This is a genomic window from Pseudomonas sp. GD03862, assembly GCF_029840855.1.
Taxonomy (GTDB): Bacteria; Pseudomonadota; Gammaproteobacteria; order Pseudomonadales; family Pseudomonadaceae; genus Aquipseudomonas; species Aquipseudomonas alloputida.
The window spans coordinates 18,420-34,252 of sequence record NZ_JAOCDI010000004.1; the positions used below are offsets into that span (position 1 = coordinate 18,420).

A 15,833-nucleotide genomic window follows, 5' to 3' on the forward strand; every position below is an offset into this window, starting at 1 on the left:
CTTTCGAATGGTGGAGGCCGAGGTCGGAATCGAACCGGCGTAGACGGATTTGCAATCCGGAGCATAACCACTTTGCTACTCGGCCTCAAAGGTCGGATCTAGCTGCTTGCGCTTTGCTATCTCCTTGAAACGCTGAACCTTTTTCAAAGTTTGCTGCGTTTCGATGGGCGCCATTATGTCTTCATTCTTTTAACCTTGCAACCCCCTGAACAAAAAAAAATTTCAACGGGTTCAAGGTGTTAGCGCAGGCGGCTGAGTTTACTCCACAAGCCGACGACCGTTTTCTCCACGGTACCGCTGGCGGCCATGCCAATACGCTCCTGCAGGCTCTTGCGTTCGGCATAGTGCAGGTGGAACAGGTTGGCGTTGCGTGCGCGCTCGCTCAGGTACTCGTCACTGGTCTGCAGCTCGTCCACCAGCTTGCGATTCAAGGCGGCCACGCCCAGCCAGACTTCGCCGGTGGCCACTTCATCGATGTGCAACTGCGGACGATAGCGGGAGACGAAATCCTTGAACAACTGGTGAGTGATGTCCAGGTCTTCCTGGAACTTCTCCCGGCCCTTCTCGGTGTTTTCGCCAAAGACGGTCAGGGTGCGCTTGTACTCGCCAGCAGTCAGCACTTCGAAGTCGATGTCGTGCTTTTTCAGCAGGCGGTTGACGTTGGGCAACTGCGCCACCACGCCAATAGACCCCAGTACGGCGAATGGGGCACTGACGATCTTCTCGCCGATGCAGGCCATCATGTACCCACCGCTGGCAGCCACCTTGTCGATGCACACGGTCAACGGGATGCCCGCCTGACGAATACGCGCCAGTTGCGATGCAGCCAAGCCGTAGCTGTGCACCAGGCCACCGCCGCTTTCCAGGCGCAGTACCACTTCGTCACGCGCGGTGGCGAGCGTCAGCAGTGCGGTGATTTCGTTGCGCAGGCTTTCGGTGGCCGAGGCTTTGATGTCGCCATCGAAGTCCAGTACGAATACCCGGCTCTTGTCCTCGGCCTTGCCCTTCTTCTGCTGTTTTTCCGCCTTGGCCTGCTGCTTGCGCAGGGCCTTGAGCTGGGCCTTGTCGAGCAGGCCGGACTCCAGGCGCTCACGCAGGTCCTTGTAAAAATCGTTCAGTCGGGTGACCTGTAATTGCCCGCCCGATTTGCGCCGACCTTTGCCACGCAGCCCGGCGATGGCCGACAGTACCACCAGGATGGCGATGACCAGGGTGGCGGTTTTGGCGAGAAAGCTTGCGTATTCGGCAAGAAACTCCACGGTAGCCCTCGAAGCTCGGAATTGAGGCCTCATCGTACCTAAGCTTGTGACAGTTTGGTACGGTCTTGTGACATTCCGAAGCAAATCGGTTAGCTGCGCTGGGCCAGACGGGACAAGGCCTGGAGGCCACCTATCGGCCATCATCACGGGGTCCTTATCGCGCCCACGGGCACCCATGCGAGGGCCCCCGGGGGAACCTGCTCGGGATGTCATGTAATGGTGGGCATTCAGATTTTTCTGTCAGTTTTTCATTAAGGTCCTTTGAGGCGTCTGTAGACCCAGCAGGCCAAGTGGACAGCCACGCAGACCAAGTAGGCCGCTTGTAGCGTGTCCATGAGGTTCTCCTTGAAAAGGTGGTTAGCTCACTACCAAGCGCGGACCAATCGCCAGCAGCGCTCAGAGCTTAAGCCCGTGGCAATGACGGTGTCGCATTGGTAGCATCGCGATAGCCCATCGAGGCCACTTTAATAAGGCGAGTGAGTATGCAAACGTTAGAGACCCACCAGGTGCCCCTCTTCACGAAAACTCGGTGGATGAATCTAATAGGTGGCTCAGCTTTGGTTGTCTGTGGCTTAGGCGCATTCGTTGGCTCACTCGGAGATAAGCCACTGGGTCAACTCGTAGTTGGCATGGCCTTGATGACCTTCCTTGTACTCGTCGCTTTCGGTACGGCGAGGGCCTTATCTCAGTCAGCAGGTGCAAAGCTTGTCACGACTATGCTGTGGCTCAATTGGTCGATGATTGGATTTTTTGCAATAGGGATAGGTGCTGTCGTACTGGGTACGTTCGCATCGCCTGATGTGTTGCTCCGGATGCTCGTTAAGTTTCTCCCCGGCGCGTTGACCCTTGTCATTCCTCAGTCCATTAACATCATGGCGCTCAGGACTCTTCGAGCCACGCGTTAGCCGAAGTGAGAGACTCTGGTGAGTTAGATTTCCCTGGGTGGACCCTGCCGTGCCCTACTGGGTCGGTCCTATGGGGCTCATCAAGAGAAACCCTAAGATCAGCTCAGGGTGATACGGGTGATCATTGGGAAGGCACCATTTCGGATTGAAGACCGTCAGTGGTCAGCTTTACCTTGACCTTGCCGTTCGCCAGGATGTCTACGGTTGCAAAGTACTCAACGTCCCAACCTTGACGGCCAGCGTTACGGGTCGCCTGGACTTCCCAAACGTTGCCTTCACGGTTCTCGCGGTAGCTAAGCGAGGTGAAGTATTTAGGCAGCAGGAACAGACCGTAGTCAGTACCGCTGTAGCCTGGACAGAGGCGCCAATCAGCTCCTGAAGGTCGGCCTTGCCAGCACGCTGGGCAGCACGTTCGAGCACAGCTACCAGAGACACGGGCAGAAGTATCACGAAGTCAGGCAGGGATGTGCCTACGGCCTGATTGATGTGCATCGTCAAGATGTCAATGAGGTCCTCAGCGATTTCCACAGGCTTGCCGGTTGGCTTGGTCTCTGGGAATACCTCGGTGCTTGGAGCCGTCGAGAGGATCTCAGCGACCTTCCCAGCGGCGCTCAGCTCCATGTCACGCATCATCTTGTCAGCAGTCTGCATCAGAGAGGCGTGGGTGAAGCCGCCCATCATAGTGTGGTCAAGGATCGTCACTCGATGACTGATGGCCAGGGCCGTGTCAGTCGGTTCGGTGAAAATGATCGACCCTGCCAGCGCTTCGCTCTTCTCTACCGTTTCATTGTCCCAATTCTTGCGAGGGTCGAAGGTGACGGTTCGATCAGCCAGGGTGATGACTTGTTGACCAGTGGCCTAAGCGCCAGTGGGACGGAACTCGCATGGGGTTCTCTCTGCGGCTTCTTCTCGCCACTCATCGCTATTCAGATAGCCGTCAGTGACCTTCACAAGGGTGCTCACATAAGCATCGGGATCGGTTGCCCCAAGGGACTCCTTACGGACATCTGACAGGTTGTAATGAAGGGTCTCGCCGTCAGCGTGAATGCGGGTGTGGGAGTGGGTAGGTGCTTCGTATTGGTTAGGCTGTTTCATTTGTATGGATCTCCTGAAGTTGGTTGGAAGTGGTGGAGTGTCGAGGCTTGTTACCAGCCAGCATTGCGGCGAGAGGCAGTGCGGATAAGCGCGCCATGCTCACGGATGGCAACGGCTCGGTCTTCCCGCTCACGCTTCGCTTGGGCGATCTCACGGGGCGACCATTCACGGCATCGCTCAGCGTGGGCGTCAGCCTCAGCTTGTTGACGGGCCTTCTCTTGGGCCTTCTCGTGTCGGTCTTGGCGGTACTCTCGGGCGACATCGGGAATCGCTTGGAGCGACAGACCGGCCTCATCGAACGCCTGGACGATCTCAAATTGGCGCCCCCTAACAGTCCCGCATTGGGCGACCAGCATTGGCAACATGATGTTCTCGACGTACTCACGGGTTTGGGCTTGGCCACAGATCGTGACTTCGTTCTTCAGGACTTTGGTGATGGTGATTTTCATGGTGATGGATCTCCTGAGGTCACCCATTCGCTCAGCCTTGGCGCCATAGACGCGCACGACAAGACGGCAAGGAGAGAGCCGCGTGGGCATCTTCCAAGGCTGACGAATAGGTTCTTGATTTGGGTTGGTGTTGGTGACGCTGGTCTCTCGGGACATGGCAAGCCAGAGAGGGCATCGAAGGGACAACCGTGGCGACGGTCGGGTGTAAGCTGGCGAGCAGCTAACGGGTATTACATACGGCGAGCAGTGAGGACCACAGGCACGCCTTTGATGATGTGGTAAAGGTTGACCTACCGGTCTTGCGGATCGTTGGAGGACCTCTTCGGTGACCCAGCGGCGGAAGGGCTCAGAGGCTTCAGCGTGGCCCCGAAGGAGCATCTGATAGGCCTGGGGCTCAGTCATCATGGCCATTGAGGACCGCAGTGACCGGCCTTTGGGATCTACCGGGACACTAATGGAAAGGTTCTCCATTAGTCTTCCAAGGGTGAGCCGAGCGCCTTCCTTACCTACCTTGGATTGCCGGTATGACATCACCGTACCGGACGGGTCCTTGAACCCGGCAGCCCCGGCCACCTGGCCCCCAAAGAAGACCAGCTCGTGCTCAGGGTGGCCAACCAAGACATCCAGCTTTACAGGCTTTTACCTTCGGCGTTCTTAAGATTGTGATCAGCCACAGCGCAAATAAATTCAGCAATACTGGAAGCCACATTTCCACTTCCATACATGAAATCATTATCAAATTGATATTCGCCGTCGACACCCAAGCTTACAAGCTTACCCATTTTCTTGCTGCAATCCGCAGCCGAAACATACCACTTATACAAGTTGATATCAGAAGACTTTGAGCTAACCACTCTCCCTGCGATGACCGCAATAGAAACTTTATTTCTATTCGTAGAGAACTCAAATGAACCGGGCTTTGCTTCCCATTTGAAACCTTCCTTGGATTCATCAAGGCTTATCCAATCTCCCCCCGCAGAAGCCGAAAAACTGAGGAAAAGTGCGATAGCACTCACCAATCCAATTGAACCGTTACGCATCTGCAATCTCCTTGAAAACGGTCGAACAGTATCATTAAGACATCATTGTGGCGAGAGGCCATGAAACGCTTTATCTACCGTCGCCCGTGCCAGCTTCAAGGCGTCCACCATGAGCCCCATTGAGGCTGCCGCATTGCCCCCGTAAAGATCGAACGCCAGTGTCCCTGAGCTGTGCCCTAAGATGGCCTGAGCGATGCCCACAGAGACGCCAGCGGCCTTCAGGTCAGACGACAAGGAGTGCCTCAATGAGTGGAATGACAGCCCTTCCCCTGTCTTGGTCCCAAGCACGTCACGGATCATCTGATTGGTGAGCTGATCGAAGCCGCTCTTGGACTGAGCGAACAACCGCCCTTGAGTCTGCGAGAGCTTCTCAAGGTGATCCTCAGGGATGCCCACCAAGGGGACGATGCGACGGCTGAAGGAGTTCTTGAGGGTCTTCCCGTCCTTGTCATTGATATCCACGACCCATCGGCCATTAGCCTTGTAGACATCGCTGCCAGTGAGCTGATGAATCTCCCCAATGCGTGCCCCAGTGGCGACCCCAAGGGCAATGGCGGATGCCTTCCAGTCCTCCCCAAGGTTGCCCATTGCCCACTCTTGGAGAGCCTTCAGGTGGTCCTGAGTGAACGCCTCACGAGCGCTCTCGGAACCTTTGGCAATTAGCAGCTTCTTGGTGTAGTCACGCTCAATGAGGCCCGTGGCCACAGCCCAGCCTATGACAGAGGAGGCATGGGTCATGATCTTGTTCACAGAGGATGGTTTACGTCCATCAGCCAAGAGGGCATCACGAAGCCCCACGAAGGTAGCCCTGGAGTGCTTCGCCATGTCGGCATCCTTGAGGTGCCCTGCGATGGTCTTGGTGCAGCTCTCCCAGTTCTTCAAGGTGTTGGCCGACAGGTCACCGCCCCGCTCTGCCTTAAAGGCATCGTAAAGGGTCTGGAAGGTAGCCTTGGTGTCATCAGTAATACAGACAGGGACGGACACAGGCTAATTCCTATCGACAGGAGAATACCGATAGTCTTTTCCTATATACCCCTTCAGGTCTCCCTCAAGCAGCCCGACCAGTTCACGGAGATCCCCTGAGTGGCGCCCCTCAGCAGCCTTCAGAACCCGCTGAGCCATCAAGACAGCCTTCGCCTGGGCTAACCCCATCGGCATCGTATGAGCGATTTCAGCGAGGTTCTCAGAGACCTCCGACAGGACCAGCCCATAGGCTTCTCCTTGCGGGTTACCCAAGGCTTCCTCAGCGATGTCCCGAAGGTTGGCCCGAAGTTCCTCCCAAGATGCCTTTGGATTGTCGAGGTGAAACGCCTTGAGGGTCTGAAGCAGGTGCTTAGCGGTGGTCATAGCAGCAGGTCGATTCGTGGTCTTGAGCGAGATCGTACAGGAAGTGTGGCAGCCCTTGAGACGGACTCGAAGGTGATACCGACCCGAGGCTCTACGGTAGACGTAGGGCACTGCGATTTGTGACACGTTGGGACGATTTGTGACACTGGATTCAATGGTGTGGATGGTCATTTTGGGTGGAAGCCCCGCGCTGCTTGGCTTTACCCGAGATCAAGGACAGTTGGCAAGAAACTCCACGTTGACTCCTTAAATGCCTGCGCCACTACGGCGCGTCACTGTTGCAAGCATACCGTTGCGTCTATGGTGCTGCCAGCCGGTGTAAACGCTGGCAACATCTTTCAAACAACCTTTTCAAACGCTTGTATGTTTTTTCGTTGACAGCCCGTGAGCCGCATCCTAACCTCGCAGCAACCTCCAACAGGCCGGAACCTTTCGTGGGCAATCTCTACCTGATTCGACATGGCCAAGCCTCCTTCGGTGCCGATGACTACGACGTCCTCTCGCCCGTGGGCGTGCGCCAGAGCCAGGCCCTGGGTGAACACCTGGCCCAGTTGGGCGTGCGGCTGGACCGCTGCGTGGCTGGCGACCTGCGCCGCCAGCAGGATACCGCACGGCTGGCGCTGCAGGCGCTGCACGCCAACGGCTGCCCGGTGCCGGCGATTGAGACCGACGCCGCATTCAATGAGTTCGATGCCGACGGGGTGATACGCGCCCTGTTGCCCGACCTGCTGCCGGAAGAGCCCGATGCCCTGCATGTGCTGCGCAATGCTGCGCAGCATCGCAGCGAGTTTCAGCGCCTGTTCGCGTTGATGGTGCAGCGCTGGCACGATGGCGAGCATGCCGATAATGGCCTGGAAACCTGGCATTCGTTTACGTCACGCGTACAAGGGGGCCTGCAACGCGTGCTGGACAGCGCCGGCAGCGGCGATCATGTTGCTATCTTCACCTCGGGTGGCACCATTGCCGCCCTGCTCCACCTGGTTACCGGTATTACCCCCAGCCAGGCGTTCGCGCTGAACTGGCAGATCATCAACACGTCGCTCAGCCAGCTGAAGTTTCGCGGCCGCGACGTGGCACTAGCCTCCTTCAACAGCCAGGCCCATGTGCAGCTGTTGAGGGCGCCGGAGCTTGTCACCTACCGATAAGCCCGGCTTGTTGTGTCCCTGCGGGGACGTGTAAATCACTCTATAAGGAATGCGCCATGACCTCCGTAGCTGATGCCGTCAAAAAGATGCAAGAGAAATTCAACCCATCCGCTGCCGCCGGCCTGGACCTGGTGTTCGGCTTCAACATCACCGACGAAGACAAGCACTACGCGCTGATCGTCAAGGACGGCACCTGCGACCTGCAGGAAGGCGAAAACCCGGATGCCAACTGCACCCTGGTGATGGACGCCGAAACCCTGAAGGGTATCGTCAGCGGCGAAACCGACGGCATGCAGGCCTTCATGGGCGGCAAGCTGCGGGTTGAGGGCGACATGATGCTGTCGATGAAACTCAGCGAGCTGTTCCCGTCCTGAGGGCTGGGAATACCGGATGATCGAAAAACCGAAGCCTGACGGCTTCGGTTTTTTTTGCCCTGCATTCGGTGCAGTGATCCACCAGCAACACCCTCACCTATTTGGCACATGGGACGATTGTTCCAACCCCGGCGGACCATTAGATTACCCAATAGTACTTGCTATCGAGAATAAGGAAGACGCATGACGCTCACCGACCAGTCCACCCAGGTACGCCCCGGCGAAGAACTCGACGCGGCCGTCATCGACCCTTACTTCAAAGCCAATATCCCCGGCCTGCACGGCCTGCCGAGCATCAGCCAGTTTCCTGGCGGCGCCTCCAACCTCACCTACCTGGTCAGCTACCCGGGCCGCGACTTCGTGCTGCGTCGACCACCCTTCGGTCAAAAGGCCAAGTCGGCCCACGACATGGGTCGCGAGTACCGCATCCTCAACCAGCTGAACAGCGGCTTCCCCTACTGCCCCAAGGCCTATGCACACTGCACCGACACCGGCCTGATCGGCGGCGAGTTCTATGTGATGGAACGGGTCAAGGGCATCATCCTGCGCTCGGACATCCCGGCCGAACTGAACCTGGACGCCAGCCGGACCGAAGCCCTGTGCAAAAGCTTCATCGACCGCCTGGTCGAGCTGCACCAGGTGGACTACACCGCCTGCGGCCTGGCCGACCTGGGCAAGCCGGAGGGCTACGTGCAGCGCCAGATCGAAGGCTGGACCAGCCGTTATGAAAAAGCCCTGACACCGGATGCGCCACGCTGGGAAACGGTAACCGCCTGGCTGCACGAAAAAATGCCCGCCGACCACCCGCGCCCAGGCATCGTGCACAACGACTACCGGTTCGACAACGTCATCCTGGACGCGGAAAACCCCATGCGCATCATCGGTGTGCTGGATTGGGAAATGGCCACCCTGGGCGACCCACTCATGGACCTGGGCAACTCCCTGGCCTACTGGATCGAAGCCGGCGACCCGACGCCAGTGCAGTTGATGCGCCGCCAGCCGAGCAACGCGCCGGGCATGCTCAGCCGTCGCCAGTTCGTCGATTACTACGCCGAGCGCGCCGGCATCCGCCTGGACAACTTCGATTACTACTATTGCTATGGCCTGTTCCGCCTGGCAGGCATCGTTCAGCAGATCTACTACCGCTACTACCATGGCCAGACCCAGGACAAGCGTTTCGCCCAGTTCATTCACATGAACCGCTTGCTGGAACAAATGACCTTGCAGGTCATTTCCAAGTCCAGCCTCTGAGCACAGCCCACGACGACGGATAACAAGGAAAACAGCATGTCCAAGACCCACCTGTTCGACCTCGACGGCAAGATTGCCTTTGTTTCCGGCGCCAGCCGTGGCATCGGCGAGGCCATCGCCCACTTGCTCGCGCAGCAAGGGGCCCATGTGATCGTTTCCAGCCGCAAGCTTGACGGGTGCCAGCAGGTGGCCGACGCCATCATTGCCGCCGGCGGCAAGGCCACGGCTGTGCCCTGCCACATTGGTGAGCTGGAACAGATTCAGCAGGTGTTCGCCGGCATTCGCGAACAGTTCGGGCGACTGGACGTGCTGGTCAACAATGCAGCCACCAACCCGCAATTCTGCAATGTGCTGGACACCGACCCAGGGGCGTTCCAGAAGACCGTGGACGTGAACATACGTGGTTACTTCTTCATGTCGGTGGAGGCTGGCAAGCTGATGCGCGAGAACGGCGGCGGCAGCATCATCAACGTGGCGTCGATCAACGGTGTTTCACCCGGGCTGTTCCAAGGCATCTACTCGGTGACCAAGGCAGCGGTCATCAACATGACCAAGGTGTTCGCCAAAGAGTGTGCACCCTTCGGTATTCGCTGCAACGCGCTACTGCCGGGGTTGACCGACACCAAGTTCGCTTCGGCACTGGTGAAGAACGAAGCCATCCTCAATGCCGCCTTGCAGCAGATCCCCCTCAAGCGCGTGGCCGACCCCAAGGAAATGGCGGGCGCGGTGCTGTACCTGGCCAGCGATGCCTCCAGCTACACCACCGGCACCACCCTCAATGTCGACGGTGGCTTCCTGTCCTGATCAGGCTTTGACGGCGACCAAGGTGTAACTCAGGGGCAGGCGTGCAGGCTGCTCGCGCAGGCGATATTCGCCGTCTACGCCCTTGACCATCTGCCCCGGCAGCGCCTCCCAGGGGATGCTCTGGTGCTCGACCAGCGCTGTCAGCTGCAGGCCGTGAGCCAGCAAGGCGGTGATCACTTCACCCAGGCCGTGGTTCCACTCGTGGGTTTCGGTGTGGGCCAGGCGTTGATCGGTTTCGACGTAGGTCTGGTCGGTGTGCCACACCGTCGGCGCTTCGTGTTCGAAATACGGATATTCGAGCTGCAGGCGGTCCTGATGATCTTCGTTGACAGCCATCAGCATCGGGTGCCCGTCGCGCAGGAACAGCCGCCCGCCCGGTTTCAGCAGTGCCGCGACGGTGCGCGCCCAAGGCTCGATGCGGGGCAACCAGCAGAGCGCGCCAATACCGGTGTAGACCAGGTCGAACGTACCCGCCGGCAGTACCTTGTCGGCGGCATAGACGTCAGACTCGACATACCGGATGGGCAGCGCGCAACGCTCGGCCAATGCCCGCGCCTCGGCCAGCGAAGCCTTGGAATAATCCAGGCCGCAAACCTTGGCGCCAAGGCGCGCCAGCGACAGGGTGTCAGTGCCGATGTGGCATTGCAAGTGGACCGTATCAAGCCCGTCGATGTCACCGAGCAATGGCAGGTCAAAGCGTACGGTTTCGGACAAGTGCCCGTGTTGCTGGACCAGGCGTTCGACCTCGTAGTCCTTCGAAGCGGCGTGCAACGGGGCACGCTCATCCCAGCTTATACGGTTGAGTTGCAGTGAACGGTCCATGGTGTCGTCCTTGCGTGGAAGCACCTTATGCTAGCCGCCACCGCGCGCGCTGCGACACAACTGCCTTGAAAAAAATTGTAAAGCCCGCGCGCCTCTGCTGTGGCAACAACTGCCTTGCTCAGTACCCTGAATGCACGGGCCCTTACAGGAGCGGCGATAGCGCCAGCCGTTACAGGCAGGTTGCAGCAGCCGCTCGGCGTTGCAGGGCCACGCCGTCGTTCTGCTTCGCGTAGTAATCCACACGCGTGCCGCCCGACTGCGGGTAAACGTCCACGAACGCTTCGGCCTCACGGGTAAACACGGTGAACCCGCCCTGCTTGCGAGGCTCCAGGTAGCCGCTGGCGTCATCACCGAACACCTTCTCCTCCTGCCAGCTGAACTGGATGCACTGGGCCACCAGCTCTGGCGCCTTGTGCGAGTCGAGCTGCGCAGTCGGCTTGCCGCCACGCGCCGTTTCCATGGTCGCAGAAGCACAACCAGCCAGCATCAGCACCGCAGCCAACGGCAGAATCGCACGCATGTTCCATCCTCGGGGTCGCAAAAAAGAAGGCGACTCTAGCACTGGCAGGCATCCCGAGTGAATTGCCACGCACTTGCCGCTGTCGCAGATAAAACATGCCATCACGAGGAACGCATCATGAAACTGCACTATCTGCTACTCGCCGCCCTGCCTTGCCTGCCTCTGAGCGTCAGCGCCGCCCCCTCGAGCGAAGAAAGCATCACCGCCCCCGAAACCCACAACCGTGAACTGAACGTCGGCGACAAGGCCCCGGACCAGTACAAACGCGATGACCAGGCCATCCAGGACTGGAAAGCCAAAGGCCTGCCCGAACCGGAAAAGGAAAGCCACTGGGTGCGCATGGGCAAGCATTATGTGCTGGTGCAGATCACCAATGGCGTGGTGCTGGCGATTCAACCGGCATCCTGATTCGACACGCCCCGGCCAAGGCGACCCATTGCACAGCACTTCGCCGCCGGCCAAGCATGGCCAGAACGTGTTGATACGCTTGGAACGATCAATGCCGGTCAGCGCCACAGCCCGTTCTTTCAGGCGAACGCCTTGGCGCTGATCACTTGAAGCACAATTTTTTTGCCCGCCCGGGAAACCAAATCGATCGGTCCCAGTCTTAAAAGGTGCCCCGTAAACCTATGCGGATCAAGGACCTATATCGTGCTCACGCGTCTTGCAAGCCTTTCTCTGGTTGCTGTTGTCCTGCTGACCGCAGGTTGCCATAGCCATCGCTACCATGATGACGACGGCTGGCGTGACCGCGACCGTGACCATCGCCACCACCATCGCCATGACCGCGACGACGATGACGATCGGCAATACCGCGGTGACCGCTACTACCGCTGAAGCGTCCTTTCAGCCCTGACCTGCCGCCCGTTGCGCGGCGACTTATCCTGATGATTCCTTTGAGGTTCGTATCATGCGTCTGACTCTGCCTTCCCTTGCCCTTGGCCTGCTGCTATGCCAGGGCGCTTTCGCCGGTGACGGTACTGCCGCCATTGGCGGTGGCCTGGGGGGTGTCCTGGGCAACGTTGTTGGTCAACAGCTCGGCGGCAAGACCGGCGCAGCCATCGGTGCCGGCGTTGGCGGCGCAGCCGGCAGCGCTGTCGGTGCGCGCAAAGGCAACCGTACCGAAGCCGCCATCGGCGGTGGCCTGGGCTCGGCCGGCGGCTCGCTGCTGGGCGGCGCAGTAGGCGGCAAGACCGGTTCGACCGTGGGTGCCGGCCTGGGCGGCGCGGCCGGTGGTGCCCTCGGCAACCATCTGGGCGACAACAACCGCGGCAGCAAGAAGCACCACCGCCACCGTCACTGACCCCGTGACCGGAGGGCCGCATAGCGGCCCTTTTTGTTGCAGCACATCAACACCCCCTTCACTACAAGCTGGCACACTGACTGCTACTGTCTATCGTGCCCCCGTGTGAAGGAACACCCCCTCCCCATGAACCATGAGTTGCTCTGGGTCCTCGGCCTGCTGGCCATCGTGATTACCCTGTTCGTCATCAACCGCCCACGCATGGACGTGGTCGCGCTGCTGGTGATTCTCGCCCTGCCACTACTCGGCATCCTTACCGTGGAACAGGCCCTGGCCGGGTTCAGCGACCCCAACGTGGTGCTGATCGCCGCCCTGTTCGTGATTGGCGAAGGCCTGGTGCGCACCGGCATTGCCTATCGCATCGGCGAATGGATGAGCGAGCGGGCCGGCAATAGCGAAGCACGCCTGCTGGTACTGCTGATGGTGGCGGTGGCCGGGCTGGGATCGATAATGAGCTCCACCGGCGTGGTGGCCATTTTCATCCCGGTGGTGCTGAGCATCGCTGCGCGCCTGCAGCTGTCACCCAGCCGCCTGATGATGCCACTGGCTTTTGCCGGCCTCATCAGTGGCATGCTCAGCCTGGTCGCCACACCGCCCAACGTGGTGGTGCACAGCGAGCTGGTCCGCCATGGCGAAGCGGGGTTCAGCTTCTTCAGCTTTACCCCGTTCGGCCTGGTGGTACTGGTGCTGGGCATTGGCTACATGCTGCTGACTCGGCACTGGCTCAACGGTGAAGTGCGCAAGGACGGCCGGGTGGAAAGCCGCCGCACCTTGCTGGACCTGGTACTGGACTACAAGCTCAACGGCCGTGAACGACGCCTGCGCATCCGCCCTCAATCGCCGCTGATCGGCCACAACCTTGGCGAGCTGCAACTGCGCACCAGACACGGCGCCAACGTGATCGGTATCGAGCGCCAGCACAAGTTCACCACGCGCGTGATCGCGGCCGACTCGGGCACCGTGCTGCATCAGGGCGACGTGCTGCTGCTCGACCTGTTCGCCAAGCATGACGACCTGCGCAGCCTGTGCCAAACCATGCACCTGGAGCCGCTGCACTTCAAGGCCGCCTACTTCATCGACCAGTCCCAGGATTTGGGAATGGCTGAGGTCTCGCTGCCACCCGGCTCGCAGTTGATCGGCAAGAGTATTCTCGAACTGGCGTTTCGCACCCGCTATGGCCTCAACGTGGTCGGCCTGCGCCGCGATCAGGCCGCTATCGAAGAGCAACTGGTGGAAGAAAAGCTGCGCCTTGGCGACACGCTGCTGGTAGTCGGCCCGTGGAAGGCAGTACGCCAATTGCAAAGCAAGCCCAAAGATTTCCTGGTCCTGAGCTTGCCCGCCGAGATCGACCTGGTCGCACCAGCCCGCACTCGCGCGCCGCAAGCGTTGCTTAGCCTGGCGGTAATGGTCGGGCTAATGGTCAGCGGCGCCGTACCCAATGTCATGGCAGCGTTGATCGGCTGCTTGCTGATGGGCGCAGGCCGTTGCATCGACATGAACAGTGCCTACCGCGCCATCCACTGGCAAAGCCTGGTGCTGATCGTGGGCATGCTGCCCTTCGCCCAGGCGCTGCAGAAAACCGGTGGCATCGACCTGGCGGTGGGTGGGCTGGTGAACGTGCTGGGTGGTGCCGGCCCTAGCGCCATTCTTGCCTGCCTGTTCGCCGTCACCGCAGTGATCGGGCTGTTCATTTCCAACACCGCCACCGCGGTTCTGATGGCGCCGGTGGCTGTCAGCACTGCGGCGCAGCTGGGCATGTCGCCCTACCCGTTCGCCATGACCGTCGCACTGGCCGCGTCGGCGGCTTTCATGACGCCGGTGTCATCACCGGTCAACACGCTGGTGCTTGGGCCCGGGCAATACCGCTTCGCTGACTTCGTCAAGATTGGCGTGCCGTTCACCGTGCTGGTGATGCTGGTTACCGTCGTGATGGTGCCGTGGTTCTTCGGGCTGTGAGGAAAGTGGCCAGAAATAAAGGCAATTTGACATTATCGCAACCAATCGCGGCAGATTGACATCAACCACCCTGAGCCAACACACTGCGGGTAATTGCCCCAGGTGCTCTATCGCGTTGTCCTGGATTTCGTTTCCGCTTGCCGGTCGAGTTCATGGTTTTTCCAGCCCAATCGCGCGTGTTGCCTTATGTCGTTGTAGTTGGCGTAACCTTCGCCCTTACCCTGGGCGGTATCCTGGCACGCCCGATCGAATCGCTGTCGCTGTTCTGGCCAGTCAATGCCGTACTGGCCGGCGTACTGCTGCGCTACCCCCGTCAAGCCACGTTTACGGGCTTTAGCCTGGTGTGGCTGGCCATGGTCGGGGCCGACCTGCTGTGTGGCAGTGCCTGGGTACCGGCTCTGTGGTTAAACCTGTGCAATCTTGGCGTGGTGGTCACCCTCTGGCAGCTGCTGTCGCGCCTGCCACGCATGCACCGGCGCATGCGCAGCCCGCACGGCGTACTCAGCGTGTTCGCCGCCTGCGCCGCCGCTGCCATGGTGGCGGCCAGCATGGCAGCGGTAATGGCCGCACCCTGGTTCGAACAGTCGTTGCGCGCCACCTGGCTAGCCTGGTTCAGCGAACAGTTCTCGACCGGCGTGCTGGTGCTGCCGGTGCTGCTTACAGCACCCTCGGTGCGGGCCTTGGTGCGCGGCGGCGCGCAGCCCATTCGCCTGGCGCCGTTGCTGGTACTGCTGGCCTCGCTGGCATTCAGCATCGCATTCGGTGGCCCTGGGGCCATTGCCTTCCCGATTGCCGCATTACTGTGGTGTGCCTGGACCTATTCACCGTTCCTGGTTTCATTGCTGACGCTCACGGCCGGCAGTACGCTCATCGTGGCCGTGGCGCAAAACCTCATGCATTTCAGCGTGCCGCAAAGCGAACCTGGGGTTACCACGCTGATGTCGGCGCGCCTGGGCATCGCCATGCTGGTGCTCGGGCCGCTGGTGGTGGCCTGCGTCAGCCAGGCCAACCGTAGCCTCATGGCCCGCCTGGCGCACCAGGCCACCGTCGATCACCTCACCGGCGTGCTCACCCGCAGCGCCTTCACACGCCGTGCCAACGCGCTGCTGGAGAGCCGCCAGCAGCACGCCCAGGCGCTGCCGCTGACCCTGATGATGCTGGACATCGACCACTTCAAGTCGATCAACGATGCCCACGGCCATGCCGTCGGTGACCAGGTGCTGCGCCAATTCGCCAGCACCCTGCAGGACCAACTGCACAACGATGAACTGATCGCACGGCTGGGTGGCGAAGAATTCGTTGTCATCCTGCCCGGACTTGCGCCAGAGCGGGCCAACTTCACCGCCGAACGCCTGCGCCGCGCCATACAGGACCTGCACGTGACACAGGCCGACCAGCGCCTGCAGATTACCGTGAGTATCGGTGTGGCAGGCTGCGACGCAGACATGCCGGCCCCCAGCCTCGACGAACTGCTGGCCAGTGCCGACCAGGCGCTGTACCGGGCCAAGGCCCGGGGCCGCAACCGCGTCGAACAGGCCGAAGCACAGCGCCTGGTGATCTGAA

16 protein-coding genes and 1 tRNA gene are annotated in these 15,833 nt (G+C 60.0%); 9 read left to right on the forward strand and 8 right to left on the reverse strand.

The window, feature by feature from the left end; translation table 11 throughout:
- Positions 1-11: 11 nt before the first annotated feature.
- From N5D53_RS03925 to N5D53_RS03950, 6 genes are all read right to left on the reverse strand, one after another.
- A tRNA-Cys gene (locus N5D53_RS03925) sits at positions 12-85 on the reverse strand.
- A gap of 154 nt (positions 86-239) precedes the next feature.
- Positions 240-1,259, reverse strand: coding sequence for a protease SohB (sohB, locus tag N5D53_RS03930; protein WP_190869536.1), 1,020 nt, complete (start codon positions 1,257-1,259; stop codon positions 240-242).
- A gap of 2,050 nt (positions 1,260-3,309) precedes the next feature.
- A complete protein-coding gene (locus N5D53_RS03935; RefSeq protein WP_223843633.1) occupies positions 3,310-3,708 on the reverse strand; it encodes a hypothetical protein in 399 nt (132 codons plus the stop codon).
- Positions 3,709-4,337: 629 nt separating this feature from the next.
- The gene (locus tag N5D53_RS03940) at positions 4,338-4,748 is read right to left on the reverse strand and encodes a hypothetical protein (protein WP_190869538.1); all 411 of its coding nucleotides are present in this window, start codon (positions 4,746-4,748) and stop codon (positions 4,338-4,340) included.
- A gap of 42 nt (positions 4,749-4,790) precedes the next feature.
- Complete coding sequence (locus N5D53_RS03945; protein WP_223843546.1) at positions 4,791-5,732, reverse strand: tyrosine-type recombinase/integrase; 942 nt, start codon at positions 5,730-5,732, stop codon at positions 4,791-4,793.
- A 3-nt stretch (positions 5,733-5,735) separates the two neighbouring features.
- Entirely contained in the window at positions 5,736-6,095 is a 360-nt protein-coding gene (locus N5D53_RS03950) for a hypothetical protein (RefSeq protein ID WP_223843547.1), read from the reverse strand.
- Positions 6,096-6,529: 434 nt separating this feature from the next.
- On the opposite strand from N5D53_RS03950, the gene N5D53_RS03955 reads away from it, so the two are divergent.
- The 4 genes from N5D53_RS03955 (at position 6,530) to N5D53_RS03970 (ending at position 9,669) form a co-directional block, all read left to right on the forward strand.
- The gene (locus N5D53_RS03955) at positions 6,530-7,240 is read left to right on the forward strand and encodes a histidine phosphatase family protein (protein ID WP_104886327.1); all 711 of its coding nucleotides are present in this window, start codon (positions 6,530-6,532) and stop codon (positions 7,238-7,240) included.
- 56 nt (positions 7,241-7,296) lie between these two features.
- A complete protein-coding gene (locus N5D53_RS03960) occupies positions 7,297-7,614 on the forward strand; it encodes an SCP2 sterol-binding domain-containing protein (RefSeq protein ID WP_003251077.1) in 318 nt (105 codons plus the stop codon).
- A 183-nt stretch (positions 7,615-7,797) separates the two neighbouring features.
- Positions 7,798-8,865, forward strand: a complete 1,068-nt coding sequence (locus N5D53_RS03965; protein ID WP_190869539.1) for a phosphotransferase family protein — start codon at positions 7,798-7,800, stop codon at positions 8,863-8,865.
- A 36-nt stretch (positions 8,866-8,901) separates the two neighbouring features.
- Positions 8,902-9,669 carry an SDR family oxidoreductase gene (locus tag N5D53_RS03970; RefSeq protein WP_190869540.1) on the forward strand — a complete coding sequence of 256 codons (768 nt, stop codon included), beginning with the start codon at positions 8,902-8,904 and terminating at the stop codon, positions 9,667-9,669.
- Here the strand turns inward: N5D53_RS03970 and N5D53_RS03975 are convergent, their stop codons facing one another.
- Both N5D53_RS03975 and N5D53_RS03980 read right to left on the reverse strand, forming a co-directional pair.
- Positions 9,670-10,491, reverse strand: a complete 822-nt coding sequence (locus N5D53_RS03975; protein WP_190869541.1) for a class I SAM-dependent methyltransferase — start codon at positions 10,489-10,491, stop codon at positions 9,670-9,672.
- Positions 10,492-10,660: 169 nt separating this feature from the next.
- Positions 10,661-11,011 carry a hypothetical protein gene (locus tag N5D53_RS03980; protein ID WP_012051882.1) on the reverse strand — a complete coding sequence of 117 codons (351 nt, stop codon included), beginning with the start codon at positions 11,009-11,011 and terminating at the stop codon, positions 10,661-10,663.
- Positions 11,012-11,128: 117 nt separating this feature from the next.
- Between N5D53_RS03980 and N5D53_RS03985 the strand changes: the two genes are divergently transcribed.
- From N5D53_RS03985 to N5D53_RS04005, 5 genes are all read left to right on the forward strand, one after another.
- The gene (locus N5D53_RS03985) at positions 11,129-11,419 is read left to right on the forward strand and encodes an RcnB family protein (RefSeq protein WP_010954750.1); all 291 of its coding nucleotides are present in this window, start codon (positions 11,129-11,131) and stop codon (positions 11,417-11,419) included.
- 243 nt (positions 11,420-11,662) lie between these two features.
- Entirely contained in the window at positions 11,663-11,848 is a 186-nt protein-coding gene (locus tag N5D53_RS03990; protein ID WP_004577263.1) for a hypothetical protein, read from the forward strand.
- A 73-nt stretch (positions 11,849-11,921) separates the two neighbouring features.
- Entirely contained in the window at positions 11,922-12,314 is a 393-nt protein-coding gene (locus tag N5D53_RS03995; RefSeq protein ID WP_010954752.1) for a glycine zipper domain-containing protein, read from the forward strand.
- 126 nt (positions 12,315-12,440) lie between these two features.
- Complete coding sequence (locus N5D53_RS04000; protein WP_104961333.1) at positions 12,441-14,270, forward strand: SLC13 family permease; 1,830 nt, start codon at positions 12,441-12,443, stop codon at positions 14,268-14,270.
- 137 nt (positions 14,271-14,407) lie between these two features.
- A complete protein-coding gene (locus N5D53_RS04005; protein ID WP_049587745.1) occupies positions 14,408-15,832 on the forward strand; it encodes a GGDEF domain-containing protein in 1,425 nt (474 codons plus the stop codon).
- Position 15,833 lies beyond the last annotated feature (1 nt).

Coding starts and splice junctions, on each gene's coding strand:
- N5D53_RS03935 (WP_223843633.1), bottom strand. CDS start 3,708: ATGAAAATCACCATCACCAAAGTCCTGAAGAACGAAGTCACGATCTGT.
- N5D53_RS03940 (WP_190869538.1), bottom strand. CDS start 4,748: ATGCGTAACGGTTCAATTGGATTGGTGAGTGCTATCGCACTTTTCCTC.
- N5D53_RS03950 (WP_223843547.1), bottom strand. CDS start 6,095: ATGACCACCGCTAAGCACCTGCTTCAGACCCTCAAGGCGTTTCACCTC.
- N5D53_RS03960 (WP_003251077.1), top strand. CDS start 7,297: ATGACCTCCGTAGCTGATGCCGTCAAAAAGATGCAAGAGAAATTCAAC.
- N5D53_RS03965 (WP_190869539.1), top strand. CDS start 7,798: ATGACGCTCACCGACCAGTCCACCCAGGTACGCCCCGGCGAAGAACTC.
- N5D53_RS03970 (WP_190869540.1), top strand. CDS start 8,902: ATGTCCAAGACCCACCTGTTCGACCTCGACGGCAAGATTGCCTTTGTT.
- N5D53_RS03975 (WP_190869541.1), bottom strand. CDS start 10,491: ATGGACCGTTCACTGCAACTCAACCGTATAAGCTGGGATGAGCGTGCC.
- N5D53_RS03980 (WP_012051882.1), bottom strand. CDS start 11,011: ATGCGTGCGATTCTGCCGTTGGCTGCGGTGCTGATGCTGGCTGGTTGT.
- N5D53_RS03985 (WP_010954750.1), top strand. CDS start 11,129: ATGAAACTGCACTATCTGCTACTCGCCGCCCTGCCTTGCCTGCCTCTG.
- N5D53_RS03995 (WP_010954752.1), top strand. CDS start 11,922: ATGCGTCTGACTCTGCCTTCCCTTGCCCTTGGCCTGCTGCTATGCCAG.
- N5D53_RS04000 (WP_104961333.1), top strand. CDS start 12,441: ATGAACCATGAGTTGCTCTGGGTCCTCGGCCTGCTGGCCATCGTGATT.